Raw genomic sequence first — 23,134 nt, forward strand, 5'->3', positions numbered from 1 at the left:
CAGGGCTTCCGGGCGTACAGTATTGCCCACGCCGAAGGAGGCGTTTATTCACTGCGTTCATCAGTCGCTGCGCTCGTGTCAGGACTTCGCTCAACGCGACATCACTTGGGAGGTGTCATACCAACCCTGCAAACTCCGTTGGAAAGACATGAACGGGTGAATGAGCATAACATCCATCCCTCCATACGTCTATCCTTTTCCCCTATTCCGGCACAAACCGCTGCGCTTTCGTGGTTAGCGTGTACGTGCGGGCAGCAGGCGGAGGGGGATCCACGTATCCCTGCTGGATGAGCCAGTGCAACAGCCGTTCCACGCGGTACCTCGGCGTGTCGGCAGACAGCCATTCGGACTGAGGGCGCTCTTCCGCAATGGCTTGCAAGACCGCACGCAGTTCGTCTTCATCACGCGGGGTCACCGGTTCGGGGTCGTGACGCCCCAGACACACATCGCATTTCCCACACGGATCGCTATCCTCTCCAAAGTAGGCCAGGAGCTGCTGGCGCCGGCAGGTCGTAGACTCAGCGTAGCTAATCATGGCGGCCAGCCGGTCTTCGGCCCGTTGACGAGCAGCGGCTACTGCTTCGCCCTCCACCGGCCACTGCTTCGCCCGTGGATGCAGCAGCTCCAGATGAATGGCCCGACCGGGTTTGCGCCACTCCAGCAGACCCCGCTCCGCCAGATAGTCCAGCCCCTTGAAGATGCGCGCACGGGGCAAGTCCATGCGGCGCTCCAGTTGCTTCATGTCCAGGCGCCACCACCGGCTGTACGCATCAGCATGCACACTGCGGATGAGGTCGAGCACGAACGCCTTCAGCGCGCTGTTCGACTGATTGCGCGCAAACGAGCGGACCTCCGACGCCCGCTGCCGGAATCGAATCCAGCCGCGATGTCGCCGGTTGGGCAGCCGCTGCCACGCCTCCGCCCGCTCCAGCATATCGATAGCCGTACGAATCTTGGAAGCGTGCAAATCCGTGACGCGCTGCACAGCCTTCATATCGACGGTGAGCGGGGCATCGGGGAGGCCGCCGAGTGGAATTTGTCCGACGTTGCAGATGCCGGTGTACACGGCCTGGATTTCTTTCACAGAGGGATGCCCGGCCTCGATGAGCGCCTCTTGCGTATCGGCATCGGGCGGCTGATAGAAGAGCACGGCATACGCCCGCTCGCCATCGCGCCCGGCCCGGCCCGCCTCCTGGTAGTACGCCTCCAACGACGACGGCAGATCGACATGCACCACAAACCGCACATCCGGCTTGTCGATGCCCATCCCAAACGCATTCGTGGCCACGATTACGCGCACCTCGTCCTCGATCCATTGCTGCTGTGCATCGGTGCGACGCCTGGAATCCATGCCCCCGTGATACCCCGCTGCCGAAACCCCCTCATTCTGCAGCCAGTCGGTCCACATCTCCACGTTGCGCCGAGTCGACGCATACACGATGCCGCATCCGGGCACACCGTTCAGCACGTCGCGCAGCTTGTCGCGCTTGTTGGCCGTCTGAAAGACCGACCACACCAGGTTCGGACGATCAAAGCCCTGCACGACGACCTTCGGGTCCTTCAGGTCGAGCAGGTCCTGCACGTCGGCGCGCACCTCGGGGGTTGCTGTTGCCGTAACAGCCAGCATAGGCGGATCACCAAGTGCCTCGCGCGCCGGGGCAATCTCTTTGTAGTCAGGGCGGAAGTGATGGCCCCATTCGCTCACGCAGTGCGCTTCGTCCACCGCAAGCAGCGCCACATTCAGTTCCGCCGCACGGGCCTGAAAGTGCGTGGTCGTTAATCGCTCCGGCGCCACGTACAGCACGTCGTAGAGTCCATGCTCCGCATTCGTGAGACACTGCTCGCGCTCGCGCCGCGGCAACGCACTGTTCAGCGCCGCGGCCCGGATTCCGTTCCGCTCCAACCCTTCCACCTGATCTTGCATCAGCGCAATGAGCGGCGAAATGACCAGCGTGAGTCCGTCGAAGAGTACCGCGGGCACCTGGTAGCAGAGCGACTTGCCGCCGCCGGTCGGCAGAATGCCCATCACGTCGCGTCCGGCAAGTACGGCCTCGATGATCGACTCCTGCCCGGCCCGAAACGACGGATAGCCCCACCGGTCCTGCATCGCGGTGCGGGCATCCTCCAGCGTGTACGAAACCGTGTCGGCAGGCATGCAAGTACAAGTCGATCAGCGATGAAACACACAACGGTACTGCAACGCTCCAACCTGTGCCTGCGTTCAGTGCCACGTAGACCCTCCGCATCCCCCTGTATTTCTGCTGCGTATGGACACTCCCCGCGTCTCTATCATCATCGTCACCTGGAACGCGCTGCCGCTCCTGAAGCAGTGCCTGCCCTCGGTGGTGGCCACCGACTATCCGAACCTGGAGATCATCGTGGCCGACAACGCTTCAGACGATGGCTCCGCTGCGTGGGTCGAATCCGAATATCCTGCGGTGAAGGTAGTGCGGCATCCCCAGAACTGGCGCTTCTGCAAAGGCAACAACCGCGCGGTGCCGTATGCTACGGGCGACTACATCCTACTCTTGAACAACGACGTGGAGGTGCCGCCCGGCTGGCTCCGTCCGCTGGTGGAGGCGTTCGAGACGGATCCGGAGATTGGCGCAGCGCAGCCCAAGATGCTGCAGTACGACGACCGAAATCGCTTCGAGTACGCCGGCGGCGCGGGCGGATTCATCGACCGGGTGGGCTACCCGTTCACGCGCGGACGCCTGTTCGACACGATGGAGCGCGACCGCGGACAGTACGACACGCCCACCGACATCTTCTGGGCATCGGGCGCTGCCATTATGATGCGCCGCCGGGCCTTGCAGCAGGTGGGCCTACTCGATGAGCGTTTCGACATGCACATGGAGGAGATCGACCTGTGCTGGCGAATGCAGCGTGCCGGCTATCGCATCCGGTACGTGCCCGAGAGCGAAGTCTACCACATCGGCGGCGCCTCACTTCCGAAAGATGCCCCCGAGAAAACCTACCTGAACTTCCGCAACAGTCTGCTCATGCTCTACAAGAACCTGCCGCCCCACGCCTGGCGTCGCACGTTTGCCGAGCGTGTGTTGGTGGATGCGGGTGCTCTTGCCCAGCGCGTCGGGAAGGGACAACTCCGCCACGCCGCCGCGATTGTCCGCGCTTACGCCGATGCCCACCGGATGCGGACCTCGTTCCAACAGGGGACCGGCGGATCCGTAGTGCTGCCTCCCTACCAAAACTGGATTGCGATTGATTACTTCGCCCTCAGGCGGCGTACGTTTGCGGAGTTGCCGGTGGCGTGCTTCGACAGCAGTTTGAGAGCCGCTGAGGCAACGTGAGGGGCCGAGTTTTTATGATTGACAGATTAATTATCTGATACTGGTTTCAACTGTTGTTTCGTTCGTGGGGCTTCCAGACTCACATCCCCACGGAGGGCATTGGATCGGGGGAGAACATTTCTCTACAGGCTTTCTTTGCTCAGGGATCTTCCCAGTGAACTCAATAGGCTTCTCCGAGTGCGGAATGGTTACAACCTGCAGGGGAAGCTGGACCGTCCGGCACGGACCGAGGTCAGGTAGAGGGCCGACTTCCACCTCGATTTGGTCGTCCGACTCATAGATCTCGTCAATGGCGTTAACCGAATCACGGCAGCCCACGTAGTGACATCCCCAAAACACCGCAACGACGGTGTGACGATTAAAGTTAACCGGCGTGGGTGGGTATAGCTCGTGGTTCTCATCAAAGAGACTAACATGTTTATTCCAGAACATACCCCACTCGGCGCTGTCTCGAAAGACACGTGTTTGTGCTTCTCGAACATGCAACCCTTCCGCGTTTTCGACCCATCTGTGCGATACGCGTTCGCTGGAATCAGATGGATCGTTTTGAAATAGGTCGCATCCCCCCAGCAGGGTGAGAGCCAAAAGAATTGGGAGTAGTGATGTGATCAGGCGGGAGAGCCAGGGCATTGGGGTAAGAGATCAATTCAGCGGATTGCGAGAAGGATCGGTAAGCTGTTGAAGGTCGGACCCGTCGCGGCGGATGGTCCAAAGCGCCGTATAGTCACTATCGCTCGCTGGTTTGGAGAATACGATTCGTTCGGACTGAGGCCCCCAGGCTGGCATGCGGGCATTTTGACAAGCTTTTGTTTGTCGGAGCCGTCAGCGCTCATTACCCACAGATCAAACGCACCATTTTCCTGCAGCGGTGCCCAGGCAATCCACTCACCGTCGGGACTCCACGCTGCGTCACGATTGTCAACATAGTCGTTGGCAGTAAGCTGGGTCGAATCCGTCCGACTTGTGTCAGCAGTCCACAACTGATTTTGGTAATTGTAGATGATACGATTACCACCAGGGTCCCAGTCGGCAGGAGTCGCTCCAAACCCGAATCTTGTAAACGTTGAATCTGCAGGGAAAGCGAACCAAATGCCTACCTCTTGAGTGGTGCCCCAGCGACCAAAGGAAAGGGATTGTCCATTAGGAGACCACCTTGGCTGGTAGGACTCCCCAAATGCTGTCACTTGATGAAGGTCAGATCCGTCCGGTCGGACAGTGAATATGTCCCCGGCTGCAAACGCAATATGCTCCTCACTTGGATGCCAGTCTGGACTGAGTACGATTCCTTCCAGAACAAGCCATTTCGAGCCATCCTCAACATCCATAATGTAGAGTCCGCTGATGCTGGTAGTGTCCTCGGTTGGTCTGGCATCGTGAAAGTACGCAATATGATCGCCATTAGAGCTCCAGGCGGGCGTCTGATCTACATCAGGAATAGGAATTGGGCCAGTTCTGTCTTCTCCCTCAAAAAGACCACATCCGGCCAACAAAACCAGAATGAAGATCAGGGAGCAAGCACCTTGCTAAAACAGACAACAAATACATACCAATCAAATCTACCGCTTAATAATACTAGAACCGATTCAAATCATGAAGAGTCGGTCATGTGTACTGAATACACATACATGATACCACACAGCCCGCCCATTGTAAAATCGCCCACCCCCGATGATCACACAAACTTAACACCTGGCGGGCCAACGAAGGTTTTCTCGCTGGAAATCAGTATCCACGGATATACGGCGCTGCTCACGGTTTATCCCTTGTGAGCGCTTGATGTTTTCAGGCAACTGGATAGATATCTCTCCTCGTCCACTGACTCGTGGGGTATAGTCAACTTGCAAGGTAAAAACACTTCCAGTGGAAGCGTCACCGATGACCTGGATGTCGCTAATCTCAACTGACGGTTCTAAAGCTGGAAAGTCCTTGGTTGAGAATGTCTCCTCCTCTTGGCCATATAGTGCTTGAGCACATGAGCAAAGGATCAAAAAGAATACGAGGGTCGTTCGCAAAACTGTGTTCATGGCGAGAGTACTTGATTTTCGTTATGGAAAGTTGAGGCGTATGCGCCATGAGCATTTCCCTGCGGGAAGTGTCGTGGCGTTCGGTAGATGATCTTGGCGGATCACTGGAGGCCCTACAGATTTCCTGCAGGGTTGTCGCCCTTTGCTGCAGCGACTCCGGCCACAGATGTGCCATGATCAACACTGGGATTGGTGAACCCGCTGACTTTGTCTGAAAGGTCAACGTGGGTCGCCTCAACTCCACTATCAACGATACCAATAGTAGTGTTGCTGCTTCCTGTGGTATAACTCCATGCTTCGGTGGCCCCAATATCGGGGCCACTGGTGTTGCGAAGTCCCCACTGTTTGTCGAAATCGTCTTGATCCGGAGGAATTACCTCGTCGGTTGCCCTTCCGGCATCGAGAGAGACCGTCTGCGATCGACTTTCAGAAGAGAGTCGAGGATCGGGCTGCTGGTTCTTCTCAGCGTACTGGACCCACTCAGGCAAGCGATTCAGCCGAGCAACCACTGAATCGCGATTGGCATTAGGGGGGAGTGTGATTACAAAAAGATTCGTGTAGTCCGGCACCCGGTACGTACGCTCGTTCTCCAGAACGCGCAGGGTGTCGGCACGGCGAAAATCAGGAAATCCTTTTGCCATACTTTGGGCTCTTGCCTGTTGTAATAATCCCTTGACTTGACCCGGCAACTCCGCTTGGCCGATTTCGGCCTGGGTTGCACCGCCAGGGAGCGTGGCCGTGTCCGTTTCGAACATTACGATGACCTGTCGCTCTACGGGTGAGTCGGGCGGTCCTTCGTGTGCGTGAAGAGGCGTAGTGAAACAGAGGCCAAAAAGAGGGTTGCTAGAAAAAATGTACGCATGGTCATAGTACCTGTGATTGTGGTGATTGTGATTGTGCGTATGTGGCTCGGCCGACCTGCCTGTCCTCGCTTCGTGCCTCCCTGCCGGAGACTGCGCGCGAGCCTGCGTTATCGCAGGGGCCGAGTTTTTTATGATTCGATAACTGTTTGATGAATTATGGTATTTGTTGCGGTGCTCGCTGCGAGTCAGATGGGGGCTCGTACCGCTGCTCGGGCACCTTGCCGGTAAACTCTACGGGCTTGTCCGTGAGCGGAATGGTTACTACTTGCGTTGGCAATACCATTGTTCGGCATACACCCAGGTCGGGGACTGCCCCAATCTCCACCACGATCCGGTCCCCAGTGTCGTAAATCCCTTCAATTGCCTCGATTCGGTCTATGGCCCTGCAGCCCGTATAAAAGTAACCCCAATACACTCCGATGATGATTCGACGGTCAAAATCGACAGAGGGAGGAGGATAGAGCTCATGGTTTTGATCGCGCAGCGTAACGTATTCATCCCAAAACTGGGCCCAGGTTAGGTTGTCGCGGAAGACCTGGGTTTGGGCTTCATGGACCTGGACCCCGTGGCCCCGTTCCACCCACTCGTAGGAGATTGACTCGCCAGGAGGACCGGCCGGTTCATCTTGAAACAAGCCACAGCCCTCCAGCACCATGAGTGCCGAAAGAGCTACGAGCAGTGATATGAGTCGTTGGGAGAGGCAAGGCATTGGAATAAGAGGTCAGTTCAACGGATTGCGAGAAGGATCGGTAAGCTGTTGAAGGTCGGACCCGTCGCGGCGGATGGTCCAAAGCGCCGTATAGTCACTGTCGCGCGCCGGTTTGGAAAAGACGATGCGCTCGGACTGGGGTCCCCAGGCGGGTTCGCGAGCTCGCGTAGCAAGCTTTTGTTTGTCGGTTCCGTCATCGCGCATGATCCAGACCCCTTGGTCATCGTCTGTGGTTTTTGTCCAAGTAATCCACTGGCCGTCTGGACTCCACGCTGGATAACGGTTGTTGACCACATTGTTATCGGTGATCTGCACCGAATCGGTCGCACTCGTATCGGCGATCCAGAATTGATCTTGAAATTTGTAGACGATTCGGTCACCGCTCGGTGACCAGTCAGCAGGCGTCGCCCCAAATCCGAATTTAGAAAAAGTAGAGTCGGCAAGATGTGCAAACCAAACGCCGACTTCTTCAGTTGTACCGGAGCGACCAAACGTCAAGGTCTGGCCGTCTGGAGACCAGCGGGGCCGAAATGAATTTCCAAAGTTAGTCACCTGCCTTAGATCGGACCCGTCCGGTCGAATCGTGAAAATATCTCCATTGGAAAACGCGATGCGTTCTCCATCGGGCCGCCAATCCGGACTGGTTGCCCGTCCTTCAGTGACCAGCCAGGTCGAATTGGCGTCCAAGTCGAGCACGTAGAGCCCTGTCTTAGCCTGCGAATCTGCCGTACGTCCTGCATTATGCCAGTAGGCAATTTGCGATCCGTCCGGGCTCCAGGCCGGAAAGCGGTCCACGCGGTTAATTTCAGGAGGGGTAGGGGGGTCCATCGCCCAGTCGCACCCGATGGGCACCACGAGCAGAAGGATCAGAAAAAAAGAGAGATGCAGATGATAACGATGCATAGCGAATGGCTATAAGTTCGGAGAAACGAGAAGATGAAATCTGTCTCTCACAAGATAGACCACCTCAATCTTCCAGCGGCGATCAGAGATACTCCGTCTGCAGGCAAAGAGCACGTTGCTGAAACAGACAACAAATACATACCAATCAAATCTATCGCTTAATAAAACTAGAAACGACTCACGTCATGAAGAGTCGGTGATGTGTGTTGTATACACATCCATGATATCATGCAGCCAGCCCATTGTAAAATCGCCCCCCCCGGTGATCACACAAACTTAAGATTGGGGTGTCAACGAAGGTTTTCTCGCTGGAGGGTATCCATCGTCACACGCCTCGCAGATCGTTGCAACCAAGGTAAGTGAGGTCACGTGTCAATGTTGGAGTTCAGGGGGGGGGGTGACAGCCTGCCCGATGATAATAACAAAACACCTGTCCTCTCGTGGCGATGCACAACAGGCATGACCTTACGGCCCCTCTGCGTCGCCACGCTTGCCGGGACGCTCCAGCATCCCTAATCCACCACCTGGTTTCTTTACCTCGGGGGGTTACATCGGACGCAGAGCGTCCATTCGTCCGTCGCGACGCAGAGCATCGCGACGAGGACGCAAAGCGGGAGTTTGCCTCCGGGGTTGCGTTGTGTATACACCATAGCTCCTCTGAGGGGGACTTGAGGAACTCCTTCCACGGTTCCTTCCTCCTCGGGGAGGACAGGTAGGATGGAGGGGAATCCATCTGGCAATCCCCAAAACCATTACTGAGGTCACTTAGTGTACTGTCAGGCGTCAATCTTGGGGTAGCAACGTGCCTCTCTCAGACGCTGTCATCTTGAGCGGAGCGGCTCCGCCAAGGAGACGCGAAGTCCTGACACGAGCGGAGCGACTGATGAACGCAGTGAATAAAGATCTCCCCTAAAAGGCAGGATCCTCTGTCCCGCCGTATCTGCTAAAGACCGAGGAGATGGTTCCACCGAATGCCATTCGGCGGCTACCGGCCAACGAATGGCTCTACCCATTTCGGGGGAGATCTTTCGACTCCGCACCTGCTAGACGCAGTTGCTCCGCTCAAGATGACAATGCATGAATGAAGCGGTGCATGCCCAAAACCGACGTGTGGAGACACTTAGACGTCTGGCTTTTCCTGTGCAATACACCGTTGTATCAGATGTATGATACACCTGTATCAAGTTTGCGATACAACTGTATCAGGTTCTCGGGTGGCGTGCTTTCGAGAGACGTGGTGAGATGAGAGAAGACCGCACAAGGACACCCTACGCCTCGTTGGAGGGCGCGGGCATCGGCGTCGTATCGTCAGATCGGCTCCGGTACCAGATCACGAATGCCACCCCGGCAAGCACAATCACCATTCCGATCGCGGCCCATATCCCGGGGGCCTCGCCAAAGAACCAGAGCGCCAGGATCGAGGCCCCGACCGGCTCCAGCAGGGCGAGCATGCCCACCAGCGCGGCCGGAACGCGCTGCAATGCAAAGTTGAAGGCGCCATGACCAATGACCTGTGGCCCCAGCGCCAGTGCAATGCTACATACGTACACAACGGGCGCGTGTCCGCCAAGCGGTGCGCCTTGCACAAGTGCGGCCCCCAGCGTAACTACCGCAGCGACGGTGTAGAGCGGAATGATGTAGGCCAGCCACGACACATGCTGCCGCACGGCCCGTCCGATAAGCAGATAGACACTGACGAGAAGGGCGGCCGAGAGCGCGAGCAGGTTCCCGACCCAGGCAGAGCCCCCCAGCGCAATCCCTCCGGCATCGGTAGCGCCCATGAGCGCCGCGCCCCCAACGGCCACCACAATGCCCGCCACCACGGGCCACGACAGGCGTTCTTTCAGCACCAGATAGCCCAGCACGGCTACAAACACCGGGCTCGTAGTAGCCAACACTGACACGCTGGCAACAGAGGTGTGGTAGAGCGCCTCAATCCATGCGATAAAATGAGCACCGAGCGCCGTGCCCGATGCCCCGATGAGCAGCCAGTCGGTACGGGAAAAGGCAGCCACCTCATCATAGACATATGCCAGTCCGGGCAGCAGCACCAGTGCGGCGGTGCTTGTGCGCCATACGGCAATGGTGAGCCCCGGCGCCTCATTGGCCCAGCGCACCAGGATAGGAGCAAACACAAAACTAAGAACCCCCGCGGTGAGCGCAAGCACAATCCGCGGGGGCAACGACGTATTCATTGGAATGCGGGGGCGTGATCAGCGCAGGCGATCCATGGAAGCGACGAGCTCAATGTCGTGTTCAATGCCACGGCGGGCGAGCCAAAACAAGACATACGCCACGAGCGGACTGACCAGTAGCCAGAGCATGCTCCAATCCAGTCCGGCAGCATCGTAGACGACCAACTCATCGGTCATAAACAAACTGCCGTACAGCGTAAGCGCCAGCACCACGGTCATAAGCTGCGTTCCCACAACGACCGTATGTTGTGTTTTCCGATTGGTATACAGAAAAATCGCCCCGATGGCTGTAAGCGCAGTCAGTCCACTCACGCCTAAAATCACCGGAATGAACCATCCATACACGCCTGCGGCTTCGCTGCCCCAGAGCGGCTGCGGAAACATCATAGCAATGAGCACCACAGCGCCCAGCGCCAGGTAAACCGTTTGAATGCGTTGAATCATAGCGCGGTACACACAAAAAGTGATAGACAGATCGACCAGGCCGCTTATGCATGGGCCATATGCGTGGACACGCGATCGGCCAGGTGGTTGGCGAATTCTTTGGTGGAAGCGGAGCCGCCCACATCGCCGGTAAGCACCTCGCCCTCGGCATACACCTCACGCAGTGCGGTATCAACCGCTTCTGCTGCAGGAGTTTCATCGAGGTGGTGCAGCATCATCACGGCACTCCGGATAACAGCTGTAGGGTTGGCAACGCCCTCGCCTGCAATATCAGGCGCACTGCCATGTACTGCTTCAAACACAGCATAGTCATCTCCAAAGTTGGCCCCAGCCGTAACCCCGAGCCCGCCCACAAGTCCGGCCGCCAAATCGCTTAGAATATCGCCAAACAGGTTAGTGGATACCACGCAGTCATACTCCTGCGGATGCATCACCAACTGCATGCACATGTTGTCGATGATGCGATCGTTGAAGGTAATGTCGGGGTACTTCTTTGCGACTTCGCGTCCGACTTTCAGGAAGAGCCCCGATGACTCTTTGAGGATATTGGCTTTATGCGCCAGGGTTACGGTTTCGCGATTGTTCTCTTGCGCATAGCGGAAGCAGAAGTCTACGATGCGTTCGGAACCGCGACGTGTGACGCGCGCAATGGAGTCGGCAATTTCGAGGCGCGGGTCGTACGTTTCGATGCCGGCGTAGAGCCCCTCGGTGTTCTCGCGAAAGATGATCAGATCCACATCCGGAAAAGACGGCGAAATGCCGGGTAGGCTCACACACGGACGCACATTGGCGTACAGATCAAGCCGTTGACGCAGTTGTACGTTCACGCTGGTGAAGCCTTCGCCCACGGGCGTGGTGATGGGTCCTTTCAGCGCCACCCCCCGCTCTCGGATTGATTCCAGCACATCATCGGGCAGTTCAGGGCGGTCGGCTTCGACAGCCGCCGTGCCAATGATGTTGTGTTCGTCCCATTCAAAGGCAATCCCTGTTGCATCGAGCACACGAAGGGTGGCCTCAATAACTTCAGGGCCAATGCCATCGCCAGGGAGCAGAGTTACGTGATGAGCCATAGTGGTAGTTGTCGATTAGGTAAAGAACGCGGAATGAACAAATACATGTTGGGCTGGCCATACAAGAACGCAGTACCAGCAGCGTGGGGTGTTAGAAAGTCGGCGCCCCTGCTACCGATCCGCATAAATCATGAGAGGGCATAGAAAAAGCCCTGCTGCAGAGTGCGCAGGGCTTTTTCGGGGCAATACGCAGAACACCATGAGCTACGTGAATGCACACAGGAATGTAGCGAGTGGGCCCGGTGGTATACGCTTACACGGCGTCTTCGCCGGGGGTTGAGGAGTAATTGATGCGGAGGGTACCTGCTTCGCGCAGCTCTTGTTGCACCTCGTTAATTATTTGCATCTCCGACTCGCGGTCAACGCGCATAGATACAATCAAGCGCGGCTCTTCCTGGAGTTTGTTGTACATGATGGTACGGATGGCCGTGTAGTTTTCGATCAGCGCATCATCAATTTGCACGGCGGTTTCGCCTTCGCGCTCGCCGCTAATTACCGGCCCAATGTATACATTGGCAATAAGGCGCCGCTCATCAATACGCGTGAGGGCCTCTGCATCCGGCAACTCGGTACGCACCTGAATCTCGGTTTCACGGAGCACCGTGGTTACCATAAAAAAGATCAGGAGCATGAAGATAATGTCCGGAAGCGACGCGGTCGTAATACCCGGCGACGTGTCCGATGATCGTTTCTGAAAACGTTCAGAGGTCATGAGGGCACAGAAAACTGGAGCAAGGGATGAACAGGCAGAAGCAGGGTGGCGGTATGCGGAAACAGATCAACCTCCTGCATCCGGCTCAGCAATGGAGATATTGGCTGGGAAGTTGTCACGAATGATGTTATCGTCCTCCGGTTCAAGTTGCGCCCGGTACTCTTCGTAGCTACTAAAGGTACGATCCATCACGCGCTCGCCATCGGGCAAAGTCCCCGACTGGGCAACGCTATCCCAGATTTCTCGATAGGCCATTTGCACCTCATCGAGCACATCGATGTAGATACGATATGGCGTTTGAGCATCGGTTTTGATGGAGATGACGGCATCATCGGGCGATTCCGAGTAGTCCGGATCTTCGCCATAGTTGAGCACATGGTTGGTCACCTCCTCCCGAATTTGACCAACCGACGACATGCGATCATTGAGCAGCACCTCACCCTGGGCATTCACCAGAACATTCATCAGGTTGCGTTCAATAACGGGGGGCGGTTCCTGGTCTTCTTCTAGTTTGGGAGGCAGGGTCATCCCGATCCCGGTATCCACATTAATAGTGGTTGTTACCAGGAAGAAGATGAGCAGCAAGAACGCGATATCCGCCATAGACGACGTGGGCGTTTCGGCCTCTTCGCGGTTGGAGCGGCGTTTATCAAGCAATCCAGCCATAGGAGCAGGGGGGAGTCAGGGGGTGGAGCAAAAGCAACGCGGAAGCGGCAACGCGAAGGCGTTGAACGCTGCCGCACGACGATAGGAGGCAAGCATCACAGAAACAGCGATCGGATACCGCTCCCAAGAAGCCCTGCAGCCGCGACAATAAACATCACGACTACTGTGAGGATACCCGCCTCGGCCCATGTTTCCATAACCAGGCCGAGAATGCCGAGCAGCACTACCGGAGCCGTGACAAGCACCACAGTGATGGGCCGGGCTTTGCCGTACGTAACGTTGCGCAGGCTAAAGAGCCCCATCGCTAAAATGCCTAAGCCGCCAAGGCCCAGAGCGATGTAGATGCTAACAAGAAGGATGGCGTTGTTACCCATTGTATAGAACCGGTCGTCAGTGATCAGACAACGAAGAGAAGCGCAGCCCCTGCCTGCCTACCCCGCGCACAGGCAGCGACGTAGCAGGCAGAGGGCACTTCGGCGTAACGTGAAGCGAGGCGCGGCGCGTTACTTCGCCTCTGGCCCGTCTTCACCAAAGTCTTCCTCAAGCAACTCATCATCGCCGAGCACCGATTCGCCAGCCTCCAACAGCACGAGCGAGTCGATAAGCTCAATTGAGGCGTCTTCCATCTCCGCCACAATACGGTCGATTTTCGACACGGCGTAGTTATAGAAGAACTGCAGGATCACGCCAACAATGAGACCAAAGGCGGTGGTAAGCAAGGCAATTTTAATACCTCCGGCAACCAGACGAGGCGAAATGTCACCTGCTTGCTCAATAGCATCGAAGGCCTCAATCATACCTACAACGGTTCCAAGGAAGCCAAGCATCGGAGCTACGCTGATGAAGAGCGAGAGCCAGACCAGGCCGCGCTCCAGAAAGCTCATCTCGATGGATCCATACGAAACAACGGCTTTCTCAACAGCCTCAATGCCTTCGTCGGCACGCAGCAAGCCGGCCTGAAAGACCGATGCAACGGGGCCACGCGTTTCTGCGCAGACCTCTTCAGCAGCCGATACGCCCCCTTCGTCGAGGGCTTTTTTCACGTCGTGCAGAAAGCTTTGCGTGTTGATGTCGGCAAGGTTCAGCGAAATGATGCGTTCAAACGCAATGGCAAGCCCGATAATTAGGCAGATGAGCACGGGCCACATCCATTCGCCGCCGTCGTTGAAGCGCTCAACCAGCACGTTAATGGTTCCGCCATCATCCTGAAGCAGGAGGGCGAATTTAAGCATCAGCACATTAATATGAGCCATGGGGGCAATTCCTCGGTGGAGTCAGTATCCTACGAAAAGTGTAAAAGGGAGACCGCGCCCATTTGCGGGGCAGTCACCAATGCAAAAAAAGTCTATCATGCAACCACGCTGACAACATGCCACGTGCTGCATGAAAGTGCCATACCAAAAGGGGAAGCCTACAAGCACAGCATACTGGAAAACGGCACCACAGAACGAGTGCCGGGCGCGTTGATGGTTAGGCCAGGGCGCAGCGTCCCGAACACCAGCTGTTGTCGTATAGGGCTTTCACCCATTGCCTAAAAGCCAGCTTGCAGTTTGTTAAGATTTTCCAACACGCAACAAAAACGTACTCACGAATGAAGATTGCAAGTGCCGGTGCCTAGAACGGACGATGTCTTCACTTTATGTTGACCTTGACCGCCACAATAAATCGTTCTCGCAAGCTGTCGCGGCGCTGTTAGCTCTCGCGTATTCACGCTAAGTGGCATATCATACATCGACTGTGCATGCGCTCTGCTGTTCGTCCCTCTCACCATATCGATGAGGAAGCAGATTCTGTGGCTTTGGCATAGGCCTCTGCACGATTGAGCGCGCGTGTCCACAGTTCCGATGCAGCTTGCACAGTGGGGTCATGCTTGTTGCGCATCCGGATTCGCATTTCCTGTCCGAAAATGCGATGGCCAACTGTGCTTGTGAGCGCATTCTGTAACAGAATTGTTCCGCGCTCCGTTTCTGTGAGATGTGTGTAGTTGCGAAGCGCATCACGAGTCCCCGGCGTGGTGTCATGAGTTTCTATATAGTCGCGCAATTCGTGCAGTACCGATTCGGGAACGCGATAGGTGGCCGCAAAGGATTCAGGACGACCTTGCCAGGCTGATTCCAGGCTCGTGCTATTGGCATCCATCCAATTTCGCATAAAGTCTCGTACCATGGGCATTTGATCTAACTGCTGCACCGCCCGATGTAGCGAATCCGGACGCACCGCATGGTCGGGTGCAATCCCTCCTACTCCTTCATCTGAATCGGCCACGGTGCGTATGACGGTGCGTCCCGTTTCATACGGCTGCTGAATCACACGACCCGATGGTGTGAAAAAACGAGCAACCGTAAGTCGCAGTCCACTGCCATCGCCCAGATCATATTGACGCTGAACAAGCCCTTTCCCAAACGTAGGGTGTCCGACGACCAACGCGCGGCGATGATCTTGCAAGGCGCCAGCCACAATCTCGCTGGCCGAGGCCGAGTGTTCGTCCACAAGCACCATGAGCGGCCCATGTTCGAAAAGGCCGTCTTGTCCTGCATAAGATTCATCTAACACCTTGCCATCACGCCCTTTGGCCGAGACAATCAGCTCGCCGCTCTGTAGAAACTCACCAGCCACACGTTCGGCCATCTCCAAGATGCCCCCTGCATTGCCCCGCAAATCCAGTACAAGGCGTTCCATACCATCGCCTTTCAAGTTTTGTAGCGCGTCGCGCAACTCGTCGTGAGTGGTTCGAGCAAACCGGTTCAATGCGATAAAGCCCGTCTGCTCATCCAGCATGTAGGCAGCATCGATTGTGTTGAGAGGGATGCGGTCGCGCGTGATGGCTAACGAGATCAGATCTTCTGCTTGCGGACGACGCACGGTCACTGTCACTTCGGTGCCTCGTGGTCCTTTCAGCACGTCTTGCACACGCTCGTCGGAGCGCCCAACCAAAGAGGTGTCGTCGGCACGGAGCAGCCGGTCGCCCGGTCGAATGCCTGCTTCCTCGCTTGGCCCCCCCGGCACAACCGACACAACGACGACTGTGTCGGGCGCCCCCTCGGCGGTAATGCGCTCATAGCTAACACCAACGCCATCGAACTCGGCATCAAACGATTCGCGAACGCGCTCCATCCGACGAGCATCAATGTAACTGGAGTGCGGATCTAGTCCGCTCAACAGTCCCTGCAGCGTGTGTTCGCTGAGCGTGCCCGTGCCCAACGAATCGACATAGTGGTCTTGCACCACCGAAAGCGCCTGCTCAATCTTCGCATAGCTCTCGGGCGGGCTGCCAAACCCAGTGAGTTGAGTGTATAGCTGCTGTCCGGCTATCATTCCGATGCCAACCAGCGCCAAAGCAATAAGCAAAACGCGAAGCGCGCGGAGCATGAATCACATATAGGATTCGTCAAGGGGAGATCGTTTGCATGTACCGATGGTGCAACAAGGGGATCCGGCACCGATGCTCGACAAATGTTTGTTTCTGGTTCCCTCGTGTCGTATGCTACGGGGGCATCGTATCCGCTGGTGTGTCATACCTGAATGGTAGGGGCCAGAATTGTCCGCGAGGGGTTCCCCAGTACGTTTTAGGCCAACCTGGCACAACCCAACGTCCTTCTTTCTCGCACTTTTCTCGTTGGCCTTGCTGGGCATGGACGACCAGCGTCAGGATAAACCACAGGTCCGTCTTCAAGCCTTCAAGATGGAGAACGATTACGTATAAGTTAACCACTACTTTTTCTGTATGAACACCAATTCAAACGACCTCCGCGCGCTTCGCATCATTCAGTATGGTCTGCTTGGGGGCGTGCTCCTGCTCGGCATCATAGCATTTGTCCTCGTGGAAAGCACGGGTCCACTCGCTTCTGAACTCACTCCGTTTGAAGACTACCTGGTCATAGGAATGGCGGTGCTTCTGCTGGCGCTGTTCGGGGGCACGTTTGTCGTGCGCCGCCAACGCACAGCGGCCCCTCCCCCCGACGCCCAAAGGTCACAGACGATAATCGGATGGGCTATTGCCGAAGGAGGCGGCATCCTGGGCGGCGTTTATTTGCTCCTCCTTGGCGATCCCACCTTTTGGGCCGTCGGATTTGCGATGCAACTCTTCGTCGTCTTCGTGGTGCTCCCGCTTCCCAATCCGTAGCCCTCAAACAGACTTCCCATCGTTTACGCGCAACAAATACGCCCGTCGAGCCGTCCGTGTAACACGTCGCATGCTACGTCCTTTTCGTCCTGTCTGGCTCCGTTACTATGACCAACAAAGAGGTTGCATCGGTCCTCAAAGAAACCGCCCAGCTCATTGAACTTACTGGTGGCAACGCGTTTCGAGCGCGTGCCTTCAGCGGAGCCGCACGTACGCTGCGTGATTTGGAGGCTCCGGTTACCACGCACATCGAGGCGGGCACGCTGACCGATATCGACGGCATTGGTGACGGACTGGCTGCCGATCTGAACGATCTGTACGAGCGCGGTTCGTTTGCGCTGCGCGATGACCTGCTGAACGCTGTGCCCCCCGGCCTGCTCGATGTGCTGCGCGTAAAAGGCCTTGGCACCAAACGCGTACGCCGCCTCTGGGAGGAACTCGACATCACCTCGCTCGATGACCTCGAATCGGCTGCCCAAACAAATCAGATTCAAACGCTTAGCGGATTCGGAGCCAAAACCGAGTCCAACATCTTGAAGCACGTACAGGCGCTCCGCCGCTACGACACCCAACGCCGCTACGCCGATGTGTACGCGCCGGTACATGCACTGCGTGATGCGCTAGACCAGTCTACCGAGGCTCCGGTCCGCATTGTCGGAGCATTCCGGCGCACATGCCCAACGCTAAAGCGCATCGTCCTTCTCACCACCGCCGATGCCGCCTCGATTCAGGCCGCACTTGAAGAGGCTGGATACGATGCTGCTATCGACGATACCAACGCGCCGCCGCATGTGCAGCAAACCGTATCCACCACACTGCCCGATGGCTTTCCCGTGGCCATTCACTGCACAACGGCCGCTGCACTGGGTACTGCGACATGGTACCACACGGGCTCGGAAGCGTATCGCACGGCGGTGATGGAGCAGTTCGGGGCGCCGCTTCCTGAAGTGTCATCAGAGACCGCTCTGTTCGAGGCGCTTTCCCTGCCTGCACATCCCCCTGAATTACGCGAAGAGGTGTGGACTGATGCGCTATCCGGCCCCCTTCCCGAGCCGCTCCTGACACCCAGCGATCTGCGGGGCTCGCTCCACAACCACACCACGTACAGCGACGGTGCGCACACGCTCGAAGCGATGGCCGATGCCGCCCGTGAACGCGGTCTGGAGTACCTTGGCATTTGCGACCACAGCCAATCGCTGACGGTGGCCAGCGGACTGTCGCCCGAGGCGGTGCGGCGGCAGCACGAGGCGATTGATGCGCTGAACAGCACGTACGACGGATTCCGCATCTTCAAAGGCATCGAAAGCGACATCCTAAACGACGGCTCGCTCGACTATGACGACGAGGTGCTGGCGACCTTCGATCTGGTGGTGGCCAGCGTGCACTCGGGCTTTTCGATGACCACCGAGGAGGCCACCGAACGAGTGATCCGTGCGGTATCGCATCCGGCGACCACGATTCTGGGCCATCCCACCGGACGCCTGCTGCTGGTGCGCGAGGGCTACCCCATCGACCATGAGGCGGTGATCGACGCCTGTGCGGCCCACAACGTCGCTATCGAACTGAACGCCAATCCGTACCGGCTCGATCTGGACTGGCGCTGGGTGCGCTACGCAGTGGAGCAGGGCGTGCTGATTGCAATCAATCCGGATGCCCACGCCACCGGCGAGCTCGACAATGTACGCTGGGGCGTAGCCGCGGCGCGCAAAGGCGGCCTTACGCCCGATCAGTGCCTGAACGCCAAGTCGCTCGATGCATTCACCGAGTGGCTGCAGCACCGTACTCCCGCAGCGGCATCGGCCTAACCGACGGATGCATATCCTTTTCGTGCCCCACACGCTCTGCCTGTGTACCGACTTGCCCAACTGACTCTTTTTGTGCTGTTTGGCGCGTTCGTGGTCGGGCTCTGGTGGACGCATATCACGCCCCCCGATCCGCCCTCTAAGGTAACGCTTCCCGGTCAATCAGCCCCGGCCACGGTGGCGTGGTCCCCCGACTCGCCGGTGGTGCAGCTCAACGCCAATTCGGACGGAGATGCCGCCCGCGCGCTGGGGGTGGCTCATGGCATGCGGCATGGCTGGACGATGGTGCTGTGGCGCCAGGCTGCACGCGGCCAACTCACTGAATGGCTGCCCGATGACGCACTTGGGCTCGATCGCCACGCACGTCAGATGGGCTGGACCGCCGATGCCGAATCACGAGCCGACACGCTCTCTGATGAAGCGTATCGCTGGCTCTCTGCTTATGCCGACGGGGTTAACACCGCCCTCACCTCCGATCACGTACGTCAACACCCTGCCCTGGTCGCCCTAAATCTGGAGCCCGAGCCGTGGGCGCCCTGGCATACGCTCGCGGTGGAGCACATGCTTACGTGGCTCACTACCGCAGTGCCCGACCTGCCGCCGCATCCTACATCCACCATGCAGCACTTTCGCGAGGTGGATGCCGACTTTCGCGCGTGGATGCGACTGCACGGCTTCACCCACAGCATGGCCTGGGCCCTTCCCCATCACAATCACCCCGACTCCACCGCGCTCGGCTACCGGCTCACCTACGGCGACACCCCTGATCCGTTTGTGATGCCCGTAGCCCATACCACCCCCCACGGCACCGCCTGGAGCGCCACCGTGCCGGGCACCCGCTGGATGCTGGCCCACCACACCGAATCGACCGACCACCTGACCCTGCCTGCCGATACAGCCACCTGGCAGCGCACCCCCGCTACGCCGTCCCCCCGTACAGAGCGCATCCAGACGCATGCCGGACACGAAACCCTCGTGTCCATCACGCACACCGCCACCGGGCGCTTCTTTGACGCCACGCCAGACGACATCGCCCGCGACTCCACGCTGGCCGATTCCACCTGGATGCTGACGCTGCCCCACCGGGCCGCCCCGCCCGCTCCCGATGCACACTTTCCTGCAGTCTCCACCCCGCCCCACCCGGCGGGTCACCACCTGAAGCGAACCGCCCATGAACCCTGGTCCGCCTCTGAGGGAGCCCCCACAACCGCCATCCGATCGGCTGCGGGCGACTCGCTTGGCGTGCTCATGAGCGCCTCGCCGTGGCGCCCTATGTGGAGCGGTCGGCTGCACGCCTATATCGACCAGAACACGCCACGCCACCGCTGGGCGGTTGACGACACCAGCGCCTGGGCTGTCGAGCAGATCCAACCGCTCAACGATGCCCTCAACACCTACCCGCCCACCCACTCAATCGCGATGGAGGCTCAGTCTTTCCTCGACAACTGGGAGGGCGTGTACAACCCGTCGAGCATTGGCGCAAGCCTCTTCACGCAATGGTGGCACGAAATCGAAGCCTTGCGTTCCAGTCCCACCGCACTAGATACCACCATCTATTTTGCGGATGTGCAATACCGTCGCGCCTTTGACCGCGCGGTGGCCCAGTTGACAGCCGACCATGGCCCCGACGTGTATCAGTGGCGGTGGGAGGCTGTGGCTCCCCACCAGCTTAGCGCCCCGCTCTGGGGCGCCCCCGAGACGCATCCCCCCAACATACATCCCGATGCCGCTCACCCGGCTCCGCACACCTCCGTTCCTGGGCGCAGCCACATCAGCACGCTGGCCCCCGGACCGTCGTTACACAGCGGACCGCCGGCTCCCAGCTACGCTCTACACGGAGCCGTGTCCGCTGCGCCGCCCTGGTACCGAACCACCGACCCCAACCGCACGCTGGCCGACCGTCTTTCTGCCGGCCCGGATGCCCGAGCTACAGCCTACTTCCCCCCTACCGAACCCAGCGTGCGCATTCAGCTACGCCCGCCCTCGTAAGACTGCAACCCGACCCTGGAGCCTCCGTATGAGTGCCGGTGTATGAATTCCGATACGCGCATGTACTCCTAACACACCCCGTCCATGCCCTGGTACGATAGCTGGTTCGATAGCGATGCTTATCCGCTGGTCTACGCTCATCGCGATGAAGAAGAGGCGCGGCAGTGCATCGACCTGATCGAATCGAATGTCGAACCGGTTCCCGGCGCTCGCATTCTGGATGTAGGCTGCGGACGTGGGCGCCATGCGTTGCGACTAGCCGAACGCGGCTATCGAATCACCGGCATTGATCTTTCGGAGCCCTCCATTCGGCAGGCGCGCCAGGAAGCTGCCGCACGCAACCTCACCGCCGTGTTCAGCGTCCGCGACATGCGCGATACCGTATGCAATGCCTGCTTCGACGGCGTGGTGAACCTGTTCACCACCTTTGGCTACTTCGCCAACGATGCCGACAACGAAGCCGCTCTACGTGCTATGGCAACGGCCCTGGATACCGACGGCTGGTTCGTTCAGGACTTTCTGAATGCCCCCCAGGTACGCAATACACTGGTGCCCGAAGACACCCGCACCCGCAACGGCGTTCACATCCGCCAAACGCGCCGGATTGAAGACGGACGCATCCACAAAACCATCACGCTCACATCGGATACCGGTACCGATACGTACCGCGAATCGGTGCGTCTGTATGCCCGCACCGACCTCGAATCGATGTACCGCTCCGTAGGACTGGAACCGCTTCGCGCGTTCGGTCACTACGACGGGCGTCCCCATACGTCCAGCAGCCCGCGCCTCATTCTCATCGCACGCCGCACGGCGTAACCGTTCACCCGTTTGTTTGATCATCCTCCCCTCCTATGTCCAACGCTCCTGTATCGTACGCCCAAGCGCATCAATCCGATTTTGTGTCGGATCTGGAGACACTGCTGCGCATCCCTTCTGTAAGCACCGACCCCGACCACGCCGATGATGTGCAGGCCGCGGCCAACTGGCTGGCCGAGCACTTTCGCGAGCTAGGCGTTGCCGATGTCGAGATCTGGCCCACCGACGGCCATCCTGTCGTGTATGCCGCCCACCACCCGCACGACGATGCCCCCACCGTGCTCGTGTACGGCCACTACGATGTGCAGCCCCCCGATCCGCTCGACGAGTGGGATCACCCGCCGTTTGAGCCCACCCGTGTGAACGGCGATCTGGTGGCGCGCGGCGCCTGCGACGACAAGGGCCAGATGCTGATGCACGTGAAGGCCCTCGAATCGTACCTGAAGTCCGACACCACGCCACCGGTTAACCTCACGTTCCTGATCGAGGGCGAAGAGGAGGTCGGCTCGAAGCACCTGCCCGACGTGCTGGATACGTACGCCGACCGTCTGGATGCCGACCTGGTTGTCGTCTCCGACACGAGCATGCTGGCCGAAGGACAGCCCACCGTGGTGTACGGACTGCGCGGCCTGGCATACCTGGAAGTGACGCTGCAAGGCCCCAACCGCGACCTGCACTCCGGACTCTACGGCGGTGCGGTGGAGAACCCGATCAACGCACTCAGCCAGATGCTGGCCGACCTGCACGACGATGATCATCGCGTCACCATCCCCGGCTTCTACGACGACGTGCGCCCGCTCACCGACGAGGAGCGTGCCACCATCGCCAACCTCCCGTTTGACGAAGCCCACTGGTTGAAGGAAATCGGCCTGGATACGGCGCGCACAGAGAACGGATACAGCATTCTGGAGGCCATTTCGGTGCGTCCCACCCTCGACGTAAACGGCATCTGGGGCGGATACACCGGCGAGGGTGCCAAGACAGTGCTGCCCGCCGCCGCCCACGCCAAGGTGTCGATGCGTCTGGTGCCCGACCAAGAGCCCGCCGCCATCTACGACGCGTTTGAGGCATGCCTGCAGGCCCGCGTGCCCGACACCATGACGCTCACCGTGGACCGCCTGCATGGCGGACAGCCGGTGCTCGTCGAACCCGACCAGCCCATCATGCAGGCTGCTGCTGCGGCGCTCAATACCACCTTCGACCGGGAGACGGTGTTTGTGCGGCATGGCGGCTCCATCCCGATCATCGCCGACTTCCAGCAGCGCCTGGGCCTCGACAGCGTACTCATGGGCTTTGGACTGGAATCGGATGCGATCCACTCGCCCAACGAGAAGTTCGGCCTCGACCGCTATGCGAAGGGCATCGAAACGATCATCCAGTACTATCCTGAGCTGGCTAAGCGGCTGGCCCCGTAGTCCGGGGCAGCCCCACAAACGGGTGCTCGACTGCATGCAGATGAACGCTTGATGGAGCACCGTTCGACACGGAACCGTGCAGGGGGATT

17 protein-coding genes and 1 pseudogene are annotated in these 23,134 nt (G+C 58.5%); 6 read left to right on the forward strand and 12 right to left on the reverse strand.

Translation table 11 applies throughout. The features are described 5' to 3' along the window. Positions 1 to 202: 202 nt before the first annotated feature. The gene (locus ACZ5AL_RS11065) at positions 203 to 2,155 is read right to left on the reverse strand and encodes a RecQ family ATP-dependent DNA helicase (protein ID WP_464510429.1); all 1,953 of its coding nucleotides are present in this window, start codon (positions 2,153 to 2,155) and stop codon (positions 203 to 205) included. Positions 2,156 to 2,267: 112 nt separating this feature from the next. Here ACZ5AL_RS11065 and ACZ5AL_RS11070 point away from each other — a divergent pair, with 112 nt between their 5' ends. After that, positions 2,268 to 3,311, forward strand: coding sequence for a glycosyltransferase family 2 protein (locus ACZ5AL_RS11070; protein WP_464510430.1), 1,044 nt, complete (start codon positions 2,268 to 2,270; stop codon positions 3,309 to 3,311). A 2,137-nt stretch (positions 3,312 to 5,448) separates the two neighbouring features. Here ACZ5AL_RS11070 and ACZ5AL_RS11075 read toward each other — a convergent pair. From ACZ5AL_RS11075 to ACZ5AL_RS11125, 11 genes and pseudogenes are all read right to left on the reverse strand, one after another. Further along, positions 5,449 to 5,976 carry a hypothetical protein gene (locus tag ACZ5AL_RS11075; protein ID WP_464510431.1) on the reverse strand — a complete coding sequence of 176 codons (528 nt, stop codon included), beginning with the start codon at positions 5,974 to 5,976 and terminating at the stop codon, positions 5,449 to 5,451. A 376-nt stretch (positions 5,977 to 6,352) separates the two neighbouring features. Next, positions 6,353 to 6,907 carry a hypothetical protein gene (locus ACZ5AL_RS11080; protein ID WP_464510432.1) on the reverse strand — a complete coding sequence of 185 codons (555 nt, stop codon included), beginning with the start codon at positions 6,905 to 6,907 and terminating at the stop codon, positions 6,353 to 6,355. A gap of 12 nt (positions 6,908 to 6,919) precedes the next feature. Further along, a complete protein-coding gene (locus ACZ5AL_RS11085) occupies positions 6,920 to 7,810 on the reverse strand; it encodes a hypothetical protein (RefSeq protein WP_464510433.1) in 891 nt (296 codons plus the stop codon). Positions 7,811 to 9,078: 1,268 nt separating this feature from the next. Further along, complete coding sequence (locus tag ACZ5AL_RS11090; protein ID WP_464510434.1) at positions 9,079 to 10,005, reverse strand: DMT family transporter; 927 nt, start codon at positions 10,003 to 10,005, stop codon at positions 9,079 to 9,081. An 18-nt stretch (positions 10,006 to 10,023) separates the two neighbouring features. Then, positions 10,024 to 10,449, reverse strand: a complete 426-nt coding sequence (locus ACZ5AL_RS11095; RefSeq protein ID WP_464510435.1) for a DUF4293 domain-containing protein — start codon at positions 10,447 to 10,449, stop codon at positions 10,024 to 10,026. 44 nt (positions 10,450 to 10,493) lie between these two features. After that, on the reverse strand, positions 10,494 to 11,519 hold the full coding sequence (locus ACZ5AL_RS11100; RefSeq protein WP_464510436.1) for an isocitrate/isopropylmalate dehydrogenase family protein: 1,026 nt from the start codon (positions 11,517 to 11,519) through the stop codon (positions 10,494 to 10,496). 253 nt (positions 11,520 to 11,772) lie between these two features. After that, complete coding sequence (locus ACZ5AL_RS11105; RefSeq protein ID WP_464510437.1) at positions 11,773 to 12,231, reverse strand: ExbD/TolR family protein; 459 nt, start codon at positions 12,229 to 12,231, stop codon at positions 11,773 to 11,775. Positions 12,232 to 12,297: 66 nt separating this feature from the next. Then, the gene (locus tag ACZ5AL_RS11110) at positions 12,298 to 12,897 is read right to left on the reverse strand and encodes an ExbD/TolR family protein (RefSeq protein ID WP_464510438.1); all 600 of its coding nucleotides are present in this window, start codon (positions 12,895 to 12,897) and stop codon (positions 12,298 to 12,300) included. A gap of 95 nt (positions 12,898 to 12,992) precedes the next feature. Then, on the reverse strand, positions 12,993 to 13,271 hold the full coding sequence (locus ACZ5AL_RS11115; RefSeq protein WP_464510439.1) for a hypothetical protein: 279 nt from the start codon (positions 13,269 to 13,271) through the stop codon (positions 12,993 to 12,995). Between the two features lie 129 nt (positions 13,272 to 13,400). Further along, positions 13,401 to 14,150 carry a MotA/TolQ/ExbB proton channel family protein gene (locus ACZ5AL_RS11120; protein WP_464510440.1) on the reverse strand — a complete coding sequence of 250 codons (750 nt, stop codon included), beginning with the start codon at positions 14,148 to 14,150 and terminating at the stop codon, positions 13,401 to 13,403. Between the two features lie 1,057 nt (positions 14,151 to 15,207). After that, positions 15,208 to 16,266: pseudogene (locus tag ACZ5AL_RS11125) on the reverse strand (S41 family peptidase); the annotation flags it as partial. Positions 16,267 to 16,621: 355 nt separating this feature from the next. Between ACZ5AL_RS11125 and ACZ5AL_RS11130 the strand changes: the two are divergent. The 5 genes from ACZ5AL_RS11130 to ACZ5AL_RS11150 all read left to right on the forward strand — a co-directional run bounded on the left by ACZ5AL_RS11130 (position 16,622) and on the right by ACZ5AL_RS11150 (position 23,045). Next, positions 16,622 to 17,020: a hypothetical protein gene (locus tag ACZ5AL_RS11130; protein WP_464510441.1), complete on the forward strand. Its 399-nt coding sequence runs from the start codon at positions 16,622 to 16,624 to the stop codon at positions 17,018 to 17,020. 107 nt (positions 17,021 to 17,127) lie between these two features. Continuing rightward, on the forward strand, positions 17,128 to 18,825 hold the full coding sequence (locus ACZ5AL_RS11135; protein WP_464510442.1) for a helix-hairpin-helix domain-containing protein: 1,698 nt from the start codon (positions 17,128 to 17,130) through the stop codon (positions 18,823 to 18,825). A 42-nt stretch (positions 18,826 to 18,867) separates the two neighbouring features. Further along, a complete protein-coding gene (locus tag ACZ5AL_RS11140; RefSeq protein ID WP_464510443.1) occupies positions 18,868 to 20,811 on the forward strand; it encodes a penicillin acylase family protein in 1,944 nt (647 codons plus the stop codon). An 84-nt stretch (positions 20,812 to 20,895) separates the two neighbouring features. Beyond that, positions 20,896 to 21,630 carry an SAM-dependent methyltransferase gene (locus ACZ5AL_RS11145; RefSeq protein WP_464510444.1) on the forward strand — a complete coding sequence of 245 codons (735 nt, stop codon included), beginning with the start codon at positions 20,896 to 20,898 and terminating at the stop codon, positions 21,628 to 21,630. A gap of 35 nt (positions 21,631 to 21,665) precedes the next feature. Next, on the forward strand, positions 21,666 to 23,045 hold the full coding sequence (locus ACZ5AL_RS11150; protein ID WP_464510445.1) for a dipeptidase: 1,380 nt from the start codon (positions 21,666 to 21,668) through the stop codon (positions 23,043 to 23,045). Positions 23,046 to 23,134: the final 89 nt, after the last annotated feature.

The sequence above is a fragment of the Natronotalea proteinilytica genome, assembly GCF_055379935.1.